Consider the following 16,177-nt stretch of genomic DNA (forward strand, 5'->3'; position numbering starts at 1 on the left):
TGATGGATCAGGAGCGGAATTGCTGTACGACTCCAATCGCGCCAAATAGATACACGATCCAAAGGAACATCTGACGGTGGCGGACCGACGTGCCGACGTTTGCACTGACGACCCCGTACAGCCCCACTGCTGCGAGAAACCCGACGGACAGCGTAATCGTGGTCGCCGGCGCACGCCGGAACGCGTATCGAATCCCCCACAGCACCGCGATCGTGAATGCGATGTTCCCGATCGCTTGGAGCGCGATAACGACATCTGGACCTGTTCCTATCATCCACGGCATCGGCGAGTACAGAAAGTAAACTACCCCGACTGGGCCGAACTGGATGGCCTCTGCGATGGTGTTAAACTCGACGCCAGTGAGATATGCCGTCCGACCAGTCGCACGCAGCTCGTGGATCCGCCCAAGTCGGTCGATAGCGCTCTGGAGCAGGTCAGCCCCCACGATACCGATTACGGCGACCGCGCCGACGGCGATAGCGCCGCTGGTCCGCCAGTCGGCGTCAAGGTGTTGGAGAGTCATAGTGACCGCACTGATGGCAAGCGTGAGGAGGTACAGGGGGACATTCTCCGGCCGGAGCGGGGCGATAACCATAAGAACGAGAATTGCACCGACGGTGGACACGGGTCGCGACAGCTGGCGCGGTGGACAAATCAGGAGATGGGCAGCGGTCGTGATACCGGCGATCATCGCTACCTCACGAAGTAAGGTCGACTGGATGAGTATATAACTTGGGTATACCGCAACTGGGAGTGCGGCAAGTACCCCTGCTGCCGAGGAGTGATAGTAGCGGCCGATCGCATAGATATTGTAGACTGCGAGCGCACCAAGCAGCGCAACCCCAATATGTGCATAGATAATACTCGGACCTGGCAGCAGCCAGAACGGTGAAATCCAGAGTGCCCAATACTCCGAGACACTGAAGGTTGCCCCGCCACCGCCGAGGAAGAATGAGATAAGCGTGGTCTCCCCGCCGCGGTAAAGCGCTCCAATAAGTATCTCGCCGTTCTGGAACCCTGTACCTATTCGAGCTGCCCGTCGGGTGAATCCGATAACGTCGGCGGTCGAATAGGGATTGATTTGAAGCAGTGAGAGCGGGATCGCGAACAACCGGAGCAAAAGTGCAACTCCGACGACGGCGTCCGGGCCAGACGAAAATCGCCTGATCACCCACGAGAGGTGCGATCGCCACCGTGCCTGCGGATTATCGGTGGGAAACACATCTTCCGGTTCTAACCCCTGTAAGAAAGCGTTGGTGAAGTAGATTTGATCCTCGGAGCCGTTAGAAAGGAAATCTCACGCGTCCACACTACTCTGCAGGGAATCTTTATCAAATGATGCTTGAGGTGCTGAAAAGTATCGCGATGGCGACGAACGGGGGAGTACCGATGCGGTGGCGGGCGCTGCCGTTGCACTTTTGCGCAACAATAGGGGAGCTGTTTTGGGGCGGTCCATACGCTTGTTCTAGTCTGGAATACACAGCCAAAAGCGATTGGTGGAGATGTGGTTTAGTGATCAAACTATAGGGAGGATTCCATCTAAGCAGTACCCGCTGATCGAAACTAGTCAAGAAGTAGGCTTATTTACAACCCCTCGATATGGGTGTTATGGCTAAACCAAACGTACTTTGGCTTTCAATTGAGAGCGCGCGTGCAGACTATACATCGATGGGTTCTGGTCGAAATACAACCCCATTTTTCGATAAGCTTTCGATGAATTCGGATGGCCAGTGGTTTAGCAATTGTTTTTCCCATGCACGGTGGACGCCGGCTGCCACTACCTCGATCCTCACAGGAACACGTCTCTCAACGCATAAAGTTGGATTCGGCGAAAGCGATGGTAGTGTGACAAAATTGCCCACAGAACTTTCAACTATCCCAGAACTTCTGAAAAAGAAAGGCTATACAACGGCACTTTTCAGTGGAAACCCGTATGTCGGGAATAACACCGGGCTCGATCGGGGATTTGATGTTGTTCATGAACGACCTGAAAAAGACGATTTCCTCTCGAAAAGTGGCGCATTGGCTGGCCTCAGACATCTCCGCGATACTCGGACTACTGGGGCAGGGCTTAGTTTGAACCCATCCCGCCACAAAGATTGTCTCCGTGAGCGTATCCAGTACGAGTCCTTTCGACACTGGTTCGATACCAAGGATGACGATCAACCCTACTTCGCATATCTGCATATAAACAACCCCCATCACCCCTATCGGCCTCCACTCAATATACTGAAAGAGCGGCTTACTGGAGAGGATCTCTCACCCACCGAGGCCATTAGGATCTCGAACGGTATAACGAACGACCTGTGGCAAGCGGTCGCCGATGGTTGTGAGTTTTCACCGAAAGAGCAGCGAGCTTTGGAGGCTACCTATGAGGCAGAGTTGACGTATGCAGACTACATTGCTAAGCAGGTATTCAAATATGCTGTAAGTAGAGATGAAGACACAGTTGTAATTATTACTGGAGACCACGGTGAAATGTTTGGCGAAAATGGTATGCTAGGTCATAACCTTGTTCTTCATGATGGGATACTCAATGTTCCTCTGATCACATACGGTTTAGATACTGGATCTGCCCAGTCGGATGATCTTATCCAGCACGCAGATGTGAGTAAGGCAATACTAGACGCTTGTGGTATTCAGAATGAACAGTTCAAGCAGGCATATAATTTCACTCATGAAAACCGAGATTACGTTGTTGCGGAGCGTGGTCCTCGGCCCTCCAGAGCTGACACCCTTGCCGAACGGAATCCAGAATTTGATTCAGATTCGTTTCATTGGAACCAACTCTCGATGATTCGGTCACGGGGTTGGAAATACCAGCGAAGTTCTGAAGGGGAGGACCTCTTCAAACTGCCCGACGAAGAGACGAATATCATCGAAGAACACGATAAAAGAAAAGATGCGCTGCAGTCAGAACTAGAAGTAATTCTCTCTAGCAACAATCTTGTTGTCGGAACGCAAGAGCGAATGGAGCAGGATGCAGAAACAATTGAACAGTTACAGAATCTCGGATATATGTAGCTTTCTATAATCTAATATCTAAAATGCGTTCTATAGGACGTCTTGCTTTTTGGAGCGATTCATAGCCTTCTTTATTGAGTGAGCCACACCAAATTAAGGATATGCTTTCTAGGAGACTGGGCACAACATGAGTGAACGAAGCAACCGTTGATGTCCATCGCTGCAGCGGTAATTTCCAGGTGCGTCTCGCCCCATCTGACAGTAAACGGCCGCTCACATCTTTTGTTTGAACAACCGCCCTCTCCTCGTGGACCCAGGAGAAGTATTCTCGTGGAATAATGGTGCAATCAGATCGCACTTCAGTTCGAAATTGTCTGAAATCTGTTCTCCCTTATTACTGTGGCGTGTGACTAACAATTCTGGTATAGATCCGAACGAGGATTCCAAAGATAACCGAAGATAGTAATCCCAGTCTTACAACTAGAAAATACTTCATTGAGCTGACCGACTCTGCCCGTGATCCCATGTCATACCATCACTGAAGAACATGTTCTAACGAGATTGTGGAGAGAATGTTATTGGTCGCTTCACCACTAATAGTTGGTCTTTCCACTCATTCATCTGTCCGATTACGCCGATATTCCGAACTTCTGTATAGATGACTCCTATATCTCTTAGAGTACTTTGGACCGCTGGAATCTGTCTTGCCAATTTTTCTCTGGAAGCCATCCGTTGTCATCGAGAGAAGCAACTAGCTCTTCCGACTAGCTCCATCCCTGTGTTTCGAGTTGCACACCCACCCTTGTTTTTGTCGTGACGAATATATCTCACCCTATCTGGGATCTGATCCTCTTCAAGCATCCTCGATACTGGTCTGTCAGAGCGGTTCTCTACTACGATAACCTCAACGTCAGAATAAGTCTGCTCCCCCCACACGCTTGAGCCTCTCTAGCCGATTGTACGAGGGAATGGTGGTGCTGATCGTCTTTTCGGATCCTCTAGTTGGCATCCGAGACTCCTGTCTTTGGTGGTGGACATATAGCCAGTCAGATAGCAGGCTCTAACAGACTGCCCTTGTCTTCTCGTTACCGCCTTTTTATTCGGTAAGAATCTACCGTCTATATATAAATCAGTCATGCACAATCCCAATGGTTTCATGGAAACGATAGACGGCTAAACCGAAGGTGAGTACTACGGTGGCGAAACCAGAGGAACCATTCTAAGAGCCCCTGATTCCGTCACAAGGCTCGCAGCCAGTAAAATCAGCAATGCAGATTACTATCTCAACGTGATTGACGGTTAGGAAAACAGCAGCTCACAAAACAGATGCGACGCATCTCTTGAAGCCAAGCCGATCTCGCTAAAGCGAGTTGATTGCTCCTCAGAAATCTCTCTTGAGTTACCATAGCCAGCCTCAACCAAACCCTTCTTTTATACCTCCTGAATTCTATCCGAGTATAGTTGATGTACTCCCTTCGCCAACTTGTAACTGGGTTGCAGCAACCTTCAGTTGCCAAAAGCGAGATGACGAAGCGCTATCATCAGTTTCGATCACATCTTCCGCACGATATAGGAGTACAGGGGAGCTATCAGACAGGTAATATCGGAGACCAAGCAATTGGGCGAACAATTTCTAAACAACTCTCTGCAATGGGGCAGCGTACACGAACTTTCGGTATGGATATTGAAGGAAGTAATGCACCAAATCACATACTCGGTGGTGGTGGGGTTTTGCAAGATTGGAACGGGACGAATCACCTGTCGAAGCGCCTCAACTTCATCTCAGAAGGAGGCGCAGCCATCGGTGTTGGTGTGCCGGGTTTCCAAACGAGTAGGGGTCGTGAATTAGTTCGAGACGGTCTTTCTGATGTTGGATTGATTACTGTACGTGACGACTGGTCACGACGGCGTCTAGAGCCCTATTACGAAGGCCCAATTCAGGTGACTGCCTGCCCAACCCTAATCCGTGAAGATCCGGGTGAATTGACGACAGAGAGGACTGGCGTCAATTTCAGAAATTGGTATTACCTAGATGAGAATATTATGACTGAATATTTTGGTTACGAGTCGAGTCTTGACTTGGTAGAAGCACGCGAGCAGTACCTCGAGAACATCGAGAGGCTCTGCAATCAGGTAAAAAATCCCATCTACATACCGTTTCATAAGCGGGACGAAAACTTTGCTCGTAAGAACTTAGATATTGATATACTCCCATATGAATTTTCAGACAAGAAGACCTTGAGGCGCGTTAGCGCCGTTGAAAAGATGATTTGCATGCGATATCACTCCCTCGTTTTCGCGATAATATGCAACAAACCTCTGTTGCCGATCGCATACGAACCAAAGGTCTCCGAGCTTGCAGAGCGGGTTGATGTTTCATCGTATCTGCCACACAAACACATCCCGGCCGAATTCGAATACCCAGATAATATTCTAGAACTCAAAAAATCATCGATGGAAAATTTTGAACTGCTTAGCGATTACTGCTCGTTCTGAGCACAAAGAAGACCCAGGCCCGAAAAGTGTCACCAATCCATTGGGAATGGCCCCTCACTTCTTGGAACCGCTTTCGCTGGAACCGGCGCTATCGAACGATTGGAGGATCGTTCAGTTTCTTTCTGGTATCCCGGTAGATATACTACCCCGCTGTTCGATGCTAGCGATCTGATTCGTAATCCAGTGATACTCGATGATAACTATATCCCACGGTTCCTCCGGCACCATGACGGTGCGATGAGCGCTTCGGCGTCCTCGTCGGTGATCTCCTCGGAGGTATGAATCCGGTCGCGGAGAACGTCGATCCGCTCCCCGGGAGTTTTCGCCATATCACGGATGAAGAGCCCGAGGGCTCTGAATCTAAGGAGGAAGCCGGTGGGGGGATTTGAACCCTCGGCCTAATCCTTACGAAGGATTCGCTCTAGCCAGTCTGAGCTACACCGGCGCGTTTCCAACTGGACTCACCACGGCTATAATCGTTGCGAATCCGACCGACGATCCCTCCCCCGACTCACGCCCGAAGTCGGACATCGAGACAGACGTTCTGTTCGTGGGGGGCGTACGACCGGACCGTCCGTCGGGTTTCGACGGCGACCTCGTAGCCCTCGGCGGCCTCGCGGATGGCGCGCTCGCCCGGCCCGAACGGGTCGTCCTCGTGCTGGATGTCGTAGTAGTGGACAACGCAATCGTCGCTCGCGAGCGAAACGGCGGTGTCGAGGAACGCGTCGGCGGAGTGAGGGAGGTTCATCACGATCCGGTCGGCACGATCCGTGTAGTCACTGGTGACCTCGCGTACGTCCCCCTCGATGGCCGTCACGCGCTCTGCGACGTCGTTTCGCCGGGCGTTCTCCCGGAGATACTCGATCGCGACGGGGTTCAGGTCGACCCCGACGACGTCCGCGCCGCGTTTCGCGGCGGGGATCGCGAACGGGCCCACGCCGGCGAACATGTCGACGACCCGCTCGTCGGCGGCGACCTGCTGGGTCACGCGGTGGCGCTCGGTGGCGAGGCGCGGCGAGAAGTAGACCTCGGCGATGTCGAGCGCGAACGAACAGCCGTACTCGCGGTGGACGGTCGTCGTTCCGTCGCCGGCGAGCACCTCCCAGTCGCGGGTCCGGAACTCGCCGGTGACCTTCGAGCCGCGGTTCGCGACCGTCGCGACCGGGAGGGAGGAGTCCATCACCGCGGTCGCGACCCGCGCCGCCCGATCGCCGTCGTCCTCGTGGAGTAGGACGATCTCGCCGAGGCGTTCATAGCTCGGTTCGAAGCCAAGCAGGTCGGCGGGCGTGACCTGTGTCTCGCGGGTGGGCACGTCGTGGGTGACGACCGCGTACTCGTCCGCGACCGCGCTCGGGTCCGTCACCGGGAGGTAGATCCGGTCGTCGGCGACGGTGATCTCGTGGTCGTGGTCGAGGAGTCCGCGGTCGTCGAGGCGTTCGCGGGTCTCCTCGCCCGCCTCGCGCGCGACCCGGACACACGGTACCTCCATACGGCGAAACTCGACCGCGGGCGGGCCTAAGCGTGGCGCTTCGAATATTTCAGAGTGAAATATTTGGAACAAATCGAACGGGGTCAAGCGGTAGAAAGATCCGTCCTGCGGTCGATGCTGAGTATCAGCCCGATCGCTCGGCAATACTCATATCATGCTCTCGGCAGGCTTCGACTGCGTGTTCAACCCGGTCATCCGGGCTCATGAGGGGATTTGCCAGTTGCAATTTACGGGTGTGCGTTTCGTTGCCGTCACCGCTGTAGTGGATCGCCAGTTTCGACGGTCTGAGTCGTCCCATCCGGGTGTACGACACTTCTTCGATCGACTCCCTCGGTATCACCGACTCGTGCCTTATCACCCCCACATATTTCAATACAAATTCGCCTATCTGAACGCTGACCCCGGCTGCAAATGCAACAAGGAGCAACCTGGACGGCTCAACATCAAGGATTCCCATAACGACGACGAAAATCATGGCGAGTGTCAAAAACAGTGCCGTGAATTTCCGGTCTCGGAACCAGATCTTCAGCGCGTCCAAAGCACTACCTTCGATTTTCACTTCTTGGCTGTCGATCGCGACAGTCCCTCGCTGGTACTCGAACGTAGTCATTCTGAGCTATCGGTGTCTTCGCCCCCTTCATCTTGTTGTCCAGGAATTAGGGGTACTTCCCCCCGCGCGTAGTATCGAAGCCACTCGGCCAGCGGGCCGCTGACCCCATCGAAGCGGAATTTCACCGTCCCGTTCAACTTCCAGTCGGCGTAGCTGGGATCCTCGCCCAACTGAACCGGGACCTTCACGTCCATGTCGTCGAGCTCCATCTCGATCTCGGCTTGGCGGTCGACGGCCGACCCGAACACCTCCTCCATCGCGTCGACCCACGTCATCCGGTCGCTCGCTGCTCCGTCCTGTGATTCCGATCCCGCTTCGGAGTCGGTATCACTCGACATCATGGCCTCCCGGTGTAGCAGGTCATGCGGTGGACTCCTCCGTTTCGAGCGAGCGCTGTGCCTGAATGAGCATCCCCTTCCAGGTGAGGCCGTAGCGCCGCTTCGTCGCCCTCAAATCCTCGAACTGGTCGGTATCGAGGTCGATGTTGATATTGGCCATGGCTGATGGTAGTTTAGTAATAGCTCAGACTACTTAGTGGCACCTGCGAATTCGGAGGAACGGAGGCCGACCACCCATCCCGTTCTCCATCTGCTCTCGAAGACACGCGAAAGTCACGTCGCCATGACACGCACCTCGACCGACTGCCCATCCCCACTGAGGTCAAAACAGTGGGTCCGGTTCGTCACCACTGACGGGCTCAACCCCAATTGCCGCAGCAATCGATTCCAGTTCACGCTTCGAAAATACGTCGTCGGACGCGTCCTCCTGGCTATCGGCAAGCCCAACGGTAACGCGGATCTGCTGACGCATCGTCGCCGTCGATGCGACCGGGTCAGTAGTCCCCGTGATCTCCAGTGCCGCACACAGCGCTCCGAGTTCCTCTTTCGTGAACGATGCTGTCACCTCGCGTTTGAATCGCCCGACGCCCCCACGGATCCCGTTTCGGATGTCGTGTTTCGTGACCATACTGCTACTCCGCTGGCACCCGCTAAATGACTCCGATTCGCTCACCAACCGTACAGCTGTCGCTGAGTGATCGAGTTGCTTCTCGAAGCAGCTTTCGAGGATCTCGGAAGCGTTAGCGACCACGATGGACTTGCTTCAGCACGTACCGGGACTCTTCACAGTACTGACCATGATGGTATCGACAGGATGATCGGATAAGCGGAGGGTATCTCGCTCATCGCGCACGCTATAAGAAGCGAGTCTCGCCGGGAATTCACGACGGTATAAATCGTCGAACAAGCGGTATGTGTATCGGAAGTTTGTCCTCGATGATCTCGAGCGGGATCTCGTCCTCGGTCTGGAGGCAACCGGAAAGCGCCGCGACTGCTATCGTCGAAACGATGGACACGACGACGAATATCGGAAGCGAGGCGGCTGTAAGCGTGACTCGTTGTGAGATATATATCATCACGGGAATGAGGACTCCGGGTAGCAGGACGTAGGTTCTCACCGACCAGCGCGAAAACGGCGTGATCCCGTACGTATACCAGAGGAACCCGAATGCGGAAACATTGAGTGTCACGAACGAAACGGCCGTCGCCGTTGCAGCGCCCATCAGGCCGAACCGGGGGATCAAGAGAGCGTTCAGAACGATATCGACTGCTACAGCGGCCGTGTTTATTCCGAGGATGATCCTCGTATAGCCGAGCGCGGCGAGCGTGTCTTGGGCCCGGCCGACTGCGGCACTGATGAAGAAGCCCGTTGCTACCAACCAGAGGGCATCGCTGCCACCGACGAAATCGCTACTGAACAACACGAACATGAGGTCGTGGGGAAACGCAACGAACAGCAAATAGAGCGGGAAGCCGGCGATGAAGAGCCATTTCGTCGTGACCTTGTATATCGAGTTTATCTCGTCGTGGCTTTCCTCTGAGTCCAGCCGGGAGGTGAGCGGGAAGTAGAGGAATCCAAACGAGCTGAGGATGACGGGCAGGCCGGAGGCCAACTGATAGGCCGGGTCGTAGAGCCCGACGACAGCGGAATTCGTAAAGAATCCCAGCATCAGCGTGTCGACCTCACCGAGGACCCTCGATACCATCGCGGCGAGAACCAACGGCAGGGAGAACGTGAGAAGCTGGCGCGGACGTACCGTGATCGCTCCCCGAAGCGAAATAAGCCGATTCAGAAAGAGGTGGGCGACGACGACTGTTGCGGCCGCAGCAGCCAGATAGGCGTAGCCGACAGCCATCACCCCGAAGCCAGCGAGCAGCAATCCGACGAGGAGGACGAACCTGAAACCATTGTAGAAGAGGTCCTGGCTGTAGGTCCGGTAGATGGTGTTCTCGAAGCCCCTGATCCCACCGATCGCCATGTAGAAGGCTACATTGAACGGGATAGCCAGCACGAACAGGTTGAGCAGTGACCGTGAGTCCGGTGAATCGAAGACGAGAGCCACGACCGTCCGGCCGTTGGTCAGAAGAAACGCGGTGAGTAGCAGCGAAGCCGATACCCCGAGAACCAATCCGGTGAGCCACAGCCCGCGGACGTCCCTCTCCTCGTCGAATCGAGACATGTATCGGGCGATGCCCTGATTCAGCCCCAGCGCAGTCAGTGTCGTGCTCAGAGCTAGAACTGAAAGGCCGAGTACGACCTCCCCGTAGGCTCCCGGTTCGAGAACCCGCGTGATGACGAACCGTTCGACGAGCTTCGAGGAGGACCCCAGCATCCCTCCGACAAGCATCAAACTCGCACTCGAAGCGAGATTCGAGAGGTCAGTAGTGGTTGAATCGGACAAATCGTCGCACCTTCGTACTTCGGTCTCTCCTTCCGATACACTAATTTCCCGTGGTTCGGCCTTTGCACAATGACGATTCTGCCTCCAACACAGGCGGTTGCTGGCAACGGTCGATAGAGACGGCGAAGTTCGGATGTGGGCCGCATGGAGCAAACCCGGTGGACGTTCGCGTAACCGGGTCCCTTAATCCGGCCGCCTCCCGAGTCGGCGCATGCTCACCTTCGTCGGCCTCGGGCTCTACGACGAGCGCTCGATAACCATCGAGGGCCGCGACGCCGTTCGCGGTGCGGACCGGGCGTTCGTCGAGCGCTACACCTCGACCCTCGGCGGGGCCAGCGTCGCCGACCTCGAAGCCTACCACGACGTCGAGATCGAAGCCCGGGACCGTGCCGGCGTCGAGCGTGACCCGGCGGCGGTCCTCGACGCGGCCGAAACCGAGGACGTCGCCTTCCTCGTCGTCGGCGATCCCATGGTCTCGACCACGCACGTCGACCTCCGGCTCCGGGCTCACGACCGCGGTATCGATACCCGGATCGTCCACGGCACCACCGCTCAGACCGCCGCGAGCTCGCTCACGGGCCTCCAGAACTACCGCTTCGGCAAAGCCACCACCGTCCCGTTCGCCTACGGCGACCGCCCGGTCCCCGGCAGCGTCGTCGACACGATCGAGGAAAACCGCGACCGTGGGCTCCACACCCTCTGTTATCTCGACATCAAGGCCGCGGAGGACCGCTACCTGACCGCGAACGCCGCCGCCGACCGCCTCGCGCCCGCCCTCGACGATGCCATCGGAGTGGTCGTCGCGCGGGCCGGGAGTCCGGAGCCGTGCGTCGCCGCCGACACGCTCGACCAACTCGCCGAGCGCGAGTTCGGCGACCCGCTTCACCTCCTCGTGGTTCCGGGGGCCCTCCACGACCTCGAACGTGAGGCGCTGTCGGCGCTCGCGAACGCGCCCGACCGGCTCTTCGCCGACGGCTCGTAGCGGTCGGTCCGAACGGAAGGATAGTCCAGTATCGACCGGTACAGACCGTGAGGCGAACCCGAACCTTCAAATTTGCCGAGCGGTCCCGGTGGTAGTATGAGCGTCCTCCTCCGGTTGGCGTCGCTGCTCGCGCTGTTGGTGGTGGGAGCGGGCCTCCGGACGGGCGGCGTGCTCGACGACCGGCGCGCCGACTGGCTCAACGACGCCGCCTACTACGTCGCGCTCCCGGCGCTGATCTTCGTCTCGACGTACTCCCGGTCGGTGAGCGAGATCCTCTCGCCCGTGCTGGTGGTCGGGGTGTTCGTCGTCTTCTTCGGGACCGCGGTGGTCGCGTTCGTCGTCCACCGTCGCCACGACGCGAGCGCCAGGCGGAGCGTCGCGACGGTGCAGTCCTATCACTCGAACCTGGGCTATCTCGGCGTGCCGCTGGTCGCCGCGACGTTCGACGACCACGTCACCGCCATCGCGAGCGCGATCCTCGGGATGGTCTCGCTGGTGCAGATCCCGCTCACGGTGTTCGTGCTCTCGACGATCAACGGGGCCGACACCACCCTTCGAAACGAACTCCGTCGGATCCTCACCACCCCAGTACTGATCGCGCTGGTCGCGGGGCTCGGCGTGGGCTCGCTTGGGATCCCGGTCCCCGGAGCGGTCGCCGGCGGACTCGACCTCGTCGGCCAGTTCGCGCTCCCGCTGGCGCTGCTGTGTGTCGGCTCGTCGCTCGAGATCGACCTCCCGGCGGTGGACTACGGCGCGGTCGCCGGGGTCGTCGGCCTCAAGATCCTCGTGATGCCGACGCTCGCGTGGGCGGTCTTCTCGACCCTCCACGCCGACACCGCGACGTTCACCGCGGGCGTCGTGATGTTCGCGACCCCCACGGCGGTCTCGACGTTCGTCTTCGCAAACGAGCTCGGCGGCGACGAGGCGTTCGCCTCGCTCAACGTCTTCCTCACCACGCTGGTCTCGATGGGGTCGCTGTTCGTCTTCCTCACGGTGCTCGGGTAGCGAGTCGGCCACCCCGACGAACACGCACCGCGGTAGCGAGCCTCACAGTAGTTTTATTACTGACACCCGAATTCGTGTGATTACGTCATCCGCCCGGCGCTGCGCCGGGCACGAGGTGACACCGACCGACGATGACCCGCATTCCACACGAACGGTATGTCAGCGATGGCATGCTCACGTCCGGCACGCCCTCGGATACCCACCAGGGCGGCCATAATCACGGCTCCTCGGTGACGGGACGCGGTGGAATGCGGGCTGACTCGGTCGCGGTCCACCTCGCGCAGTTCGTCCCCACCCGGACCGCGTAGGCCACCCGGTTTCGGACCCACGCATCCGGTTTCTCTCGCCACCCACCGGCGAGCGAAGCCTCGAACGGGTTCGGGGAGGACTGTGGCGTTCTCGCCTGTTTCCTGTCGTGATCGGGTCCCGAGCCGGAGCCGAGCGGCCGTTCGGGCCGACTGTCCGATGACGGATCGGTCCCGCCCTCGACGGAGACGATTCCCCGACGGCGGGACGAACGCACCGCCCCGCTAGATCCTACGGATCGGTCCCTGCCTCGATGTCGGGGAGGGGCTCGGTCCCCAGCCAGCACGCGACCACGAGCCGACGGCGACTCGTCGCCGATTTCGACGGCACAGCGGCCCGGTAAGAGGCGTCGCTGTGCCGTCCGAGGGGCGCGTGCGGGTCGAGCGGGGTTGCACGAGCGACGCAACCGACGGAGAATCCATGCAACGAACCGACGACTCGACGCTCGAATCGAACGCGACGACCGACCGGCGCACGGGCGCTGCCCGGCGAGCCACGGCAGCCGAGCTTCCCACGAGGACGCTGGCGGTTGTGGTCGTCACGACCGGCCTAATCTGGGTGGTGGCGCTCGCGCTCACCGCTCCCGACGTGGCCGTGCTGCTCGCCGCGTTCGCGTGCCTGCTGACCCTGCCGGTCGTGCTGCCCTACGCGACCGTGCGCACGGTCACGGCAATCCTGCGGTATCGGGAGGGTCGGTGAGGGACGTGTGACACCCGGCGCTCCGCCCGCTGCCGGTCGATCGCGACTACCGCGGGTCAGCCGAACTGCCCGCGGAGGTCGTACTCGGTGCCGGTAGCCATGAAGAGCACGTCCTCTATCACCACCATCACCTCGGGGAGTTCCCGGACCACGATCCAGGTGATGGCGACCAGCGCGAGTACCGAGAGGCTCTGGGCGAGCACGCGGTCCGCGACGAAGTACGAGACCTTGTAGGGGTCGTCGGTGCCGAAGACCGTCATCACGAGGTTCGGGAAGACGTCGAACTTCTGGAGGCCGAACCCCAGCCCGATGAAGACGTTCCGGACGAGGTTCAGACCGTAGATCACGGGTATCGAGACCGCGAGCGCGCGGAGCTTGCGCGAGAGCGGGGCGTCGGCCGCCGCGATCAACCCCGCGAAGATCGCCATGCTCCCGATTCCAGTGCACGCGATCAGGATGGTGTAGGTGATGGTGTGGCCGTCGGTGACGAACCAGAAGGTGCTGTGGTAGTCGGGGTGGCCGCCGCTCGGGACCATCGTGCCCGGAACCACCGTGGGGTCGGCTCCGAGGAGCCCCATCAGGAAGGCGGTCTGGGCGGTGACGGTCTCGATCAGGAACTCCGTCAGGACCGGGATCGACTCGAACGGGAAGAAGACGACCCCCATCGCGGCGACCGCCCGCGAGAGCACGAACAGCGAGTCACGGCCGCGGGCGAGCAACAGCCCGGCGTAGAGGCTCGCGGGCACCGCGACCAGCGTTCCGACGCCCTCGATGATGCTCTTCTGGACGAACGCGAAGTGATGGAACACCGAGAACCAGAACGCGGCGAAGACCACCCACCCCGCGACCGTGACGGGCCGCGCGAACCGGCTGTCGCGCCACGCGAGGAGCGCGCCGGCGACGAAGGTCAGAACCGACAGCCACGCGAGCGCGTCGGAGAACCGACCCACCCACGCGAGCGCCGAGAGCACCGCGTCGATCATTCACCGGCGGTAGGTCGATGCGGGCAATAGGTGTTGTCGTTTTCGCCGCCACGCGACGGCCGTGACGGCTCCCGGCTCCGACCCGTCTCAGCGCACGCGCCACGCGGCCAGGCCCGCGACCAGCACCGCGAGAACGGCGACCACGGGGCCGAGACCGGGTCCAGTCTCGTCAGTCGTCTCGGCTCCCATCGTCGTCCCCTGCGTGTCAGCCCCGGCCGCCGTGGTCACGAGCGTTCCCGTCGCGTTCGGGGCGGTCGAGGCGTTCGCACCCGTGCTCGTGCGCTGGGTCGTCTCCACGACGGTCGCCCGCGCGCTCGCCGCTACCGGGGTTCCGTCGACGGTGTACGGCCGGTCCTGGGTCCCGTTCGCGCTCGCGAAGTCGTAGACCTGGTTCTCGTTCGAGTCGGCGTGGACCACCGCGCGCACCCGGGCATCGTCGTCGAGCGGCTGGTCGAGCTGGACGGTCACGTTCCGGCTGGTGCCGTTTTCGAGGTAGCTCGACACCCCGACGGCCCGTTCGGCGGAGCCGTTCGAGGCGTTGACGACGACGAACCCGCCGGCGGGCAGCGTCACGCTGTCGAGGCGGATCGTCTCGCCGCCGGTGGTCTGGTCGGCGAGCGACACCGAGGCGGTTCCGCCGGCGGTGTCGGTCGACTGGCTCGCCCGGACGACCGCGCTCGTGCTGTCGCTGGTGTTGAGCGGCCCGGTGGCCTCGACCATCACCGGCGTTCCGGCCGCGACCTGCGAGAGGTTGAACGTCGCGGCGAAGCTCCCGTTGGGCCTCACCCGCGTGGTGTTGGTCTTGACGAACGAGTCGGAGGCGTTGCGCTGGAGGCGGACCGTCACCTCGCTGCCGGGGGCGACGCTCGTCGTTCCCCGGACCGTCTGATTGGTGTCGGCCGAGAGCGAGAGCGCCCCCAGCCCGAGCTCGGCCCCGACCATGGTGACGTTCGCCGAGACCGTTCGGTCGTCGCCCGCGAAGCCCTCGCTGCCGTTGAGCGTGAGCGCGGTTTCGAACTCGTCGCCGGCGGCGAGACTCCCGTTCTCGAAGACCGCCGTGGTGGTGTTGACGTTGACGTAGAGCACGTCGTTCCCGCCGTCGGGGATCACCCGTATCGAGTCGTTTTCGAGGCTCCGTTCCAAGTCGAGGCGTTTTGGCGGTCGGTTGGTCTCGGGGTTGGTCTGCACCATCGAGAGGTCCAGCGTGCCGGTCTCGACGAGCGTCGAGAAGTTCGAGGCCGCGAGCGCACCGTAGACCCCGGAGACGCGGAACTGGTTCACCGCGACGTCGCCGTTCGCGACCGAGTCGGTCGTCGTGATCCGCCCGGCGTTGACCGCGGTGGCCACGTCGCGGGCGGTGGTGATGTTGTCGAAGCTCGCCGCCGGCGCGGTCCACGTCACGAGGTCGCCGTCCGTCCGACCCATGAGTTCGAGCGAGGCGGTGTCGGTCTCGCGACCGTCGACCGCGACCGAGAGGTTGTACGTGCTGGCTTCGAGCGGTGTGTCGAGCGGCTCCGTCGTGCGGTTCGTCTCGGTGACGGTGTCGTTGCCGGCGCGGTAGACCTCACTCTCGTTCTCGCCGGCTCCCGCGAGGTAGGTGTTCATGCGCAGCGTGACCTGCCCGTCGGCGTCGGTGTCGTTGACCGTGACGTTGGTCGCGTAGTTGACCGCCCCGCTCCCGACCGTGACGGTCGCGCTCGTCGTCCCCGAGAGGGTCACCGGGATCGCGGCGATGTCGCCGCGGTGCTCGGTGACGGTCGAGCGGTTGAAGCTCGCGGTTCCGTTCGCGTCGCCGGCGTCCTGTGCGGTCGCCGGGAGGGCCATCACGCCGGCGACCGTCGCGAGAACGACGAGCGCGACGAGCGCCACGCCGGCTCGGCGGCGGCGTCGTGGGCTGGTCACG

The 16,177-nt window shown here is 59.7% G+C and carries 17 protein-coding genes and 1 tRNA gene; 6 read left to right on the plus strand and 12 right to left on the minus strand.

Going from position 1 to position 16,177, the window contains the following annotated elements:
• Positions 1-7 precede the first annotated feature (7 nt).
• A complete protein-coding gene (locus C447_RS08370; RefSeq protein WP_152416141.1) occupies positions 8-1,222 on the minus strand; it encodes a hypothetical protein in 1,215 nt (404 codons plus the stop codon).
• A 386-nt stretch (positions 1,223-1,608) separates the two neighbouring features.
• On the opposite strand from C447_RS08370, the gene C447_RS17160 reads away from it, so the two are divergent.
• The gene (locus C447_RS17160) at positions 1,609-3,024 is read left to right on the plus strand and encodes a sulfatase-like hydrolase/transferase (protein WP_007692859.1); all 1,416 of its coding nucleotides are present in this window, start codon (positions 1,609-1,611) and stop codon (positions 3,022-3,024) included.
• A gap of 675 nt (positions 3,025-3,699) precedes the next feature.
• Here C447_RS17160 and C447_RS18940 read toward each other — a convergent pair.
• A complete protein-coding gene (locus C447_RS18940; protein WP_079255042.1) occupies positions 3,700-3,900 on the minus strand; it encodes a glycosyltransferase family 2 protein in 201 nt (66 codons plus the stop codon).
• Positions 3,901-4,428: 528 nt separating this feature from the next.
• On the opposite strand from C447_RS18940, the gene C447_RS17170 reads away from it, so the two are divergent.
• Positions 4,429-5,460 carry a polysaccharide pyruvyl transferase family protein gene (locus C447_RS17170; RefSeq protein WP_080505376.1) on the plus strand — a complete coding sequence of 344 codons (1,032 nt, stop codon included), beginning with the start codon at positions 4,429-4,431 and terminating at the stop codon, positions 5,458-5,460.
• 200 nt (positions 5,461-5,660) lie between these two features.
• Here C447_RS17170 and C447_RS18770 read toward each other — a convergent pair whose 3' ends face one another.
• From C447_RS18770 to C447_RS08410, 8 genes are all read right to left on the minus strand, one after another.
• The gene (locus tag C447_RS18770; protein ID WP_272942145.1) at positions 5,661-5,789 is read right to left on the minus strand and encodes a hypothetical protein; all 129 of its coding nucleotides are present in this window, start codon (positions 5,787-5,789) and stop codon (positions 5,661-5,663) included.
• A 41-nt stretch (positions 5,790-5,830) separates the two neighbouring features.
• Positions 5,831-5,905, minus strand: a tRNA-Thr gene (locus C447_RS08385).
• 66 nt (positions 5,906-5,971) lie between these two features.
• Positions 5,972-6,949: a class I SAM-dependent methyltransferase gene (locus C447_RS08390; protein ID WP_007692863.1), complete on the minus strand. Its 978-nt coding sequence runs from the start codon at positions 6,947-6,949 to the stop codon at positions 5,972-5,974.
• Positions 6,950-7,073: 124 nt separating this feature from the next.
• Entirely contained in the window at positions 7,074-7,559 is a 486-nt protein-coding gene (locus C447_RS08395) for a hypothetical protein (RefSeq protein WP_007692865.1), read from the minus strand.
• Positions 7,556-7,834: a hypothetical protein gene (locus C447_RS08400; protein WP_010612105.1), complete on the minus strand. Its 279-nt coding sequence runs from the start codon at positions 7,832-7,834 to the stop codon at positions 7,556-7,558. Before C447_RS08400 ends, C447_RS08395 begins: the two co-directional genes overlap by 4 nt.
• A gap of 85 nt (positions 7,835-7,919) precedes the next feature.
• Entirely contained in the window at positions 7,920-8,057 is a 138-nt protein-coding gene (locus C447_RS18150) for a hypothetical protein (RefSeq protein WP_007692869.1), read from the minus strand.
• Between the two features lie 162 nt (positions 8,058-8,219).
• Entirely contained in the window at positions 8,220-8,525 is a 306-nt protein-coding gene (locus C447_RS08405) for a hypothetical protein (protein WP_237713336.1), read from the minus strand.
• Positions 8,526-8,778: 253 nt separating this feature from the next.
• On the minus strand, positions 8,779-10,245 hold the full coding sequence (locus C447_RS08410; protein WP_007692874.1) for a flippase: 1,467 nt from the start codon (positions 10,243-10,245) through the stop codon (positions 8,779-8,781).
• A 265-nt stretch (positions 10,246-10,510) separates the two neighbouring features.
• Between C447_RS08410 and dph5 the strand changes: the two genes are divergently transcribed.
• From dph5 to C447_RS08430, 4 genes are all read left to right on the plus strand, one after another.
• Positions 10,511-11,281 (plus strand): diphthine synthase, encoded by a 771-nt coding sequence (gene dph5 / locus C447_RS08415; protein ID WP_007692875.1) that lies wholly within the window; start codon positions 10,511-10,513, stop codon positions 11,279-11,281.
• 96 nt (positions 11,282-11,377) lie between these two features.
• Complete coding sequence (locus C447_RS08420) at positions 11,378-12,286, plus strand: AEC family transporter (RefSeq protein WP_007692877.1); 909 nt, start codon at positions 11,378-11,380, stop codon at positions 12,284-12,286.
• 131 nt (positions 12,287-12,417) lie between these two features.
• On the plus strand, positions 12,418-12,594 hold the full coding sequence (locus C447_RS17925; RefSeq protein ID WP_153300673.1) for a hypothetical protein: 177 nt from the start codon (positions 12,418-12,420) through the stop codon (positions 12,592-12,594).
• Between the two features lie 418 nt (positions 12,595-13,012).
• Positions 13,013-13,291 carry a hypothetical protein gene (locus C447_RS08430; protein ID WP_007692881.1) on the plus strand — a complete coding sequence of 93 codons (279 nt, stop codon included), beginning with the start codon at positions 13,013-13,015 and terminating at the stop codon, positions 13,289-13,291.
• Positions 13,292-13,347: 56 nt separating this feature from the next.
• Here C447_RS08430 and artA read toward each other — a convergent pair whose 3' ends face one another.
• Entirely contained in the window at positions 13,348-14,274 is a 927-nt protein-coding gene (gene artA / locus C447_RS08435; protein WP_007692884.1) for an archaeosortase A, read from the minus strand.
• Positions 14,275-14,361: 87 nt separating this feature from the next.
• Entirely contained in the window at positions 14,362-16,176 is a 1,815-nt protein-coding gene (locus C447_RS08440; RefSeq protein ID WP_237713337.1) for a DUF7282 domain-containing protein, read from the minus strand.
• Position 16,177 lies beyond the last annotated feature (1 nt).

The organism is Halococcus hamelinensis 100A6 (genome assembly GCF_000336675.1).
GTDB classification, from domain to species: Archaea; Halobacteriota; Halobacteria; order Halobacteriales; family Halococcaceae; genus Halococcus; species Halococcus hamelinensis.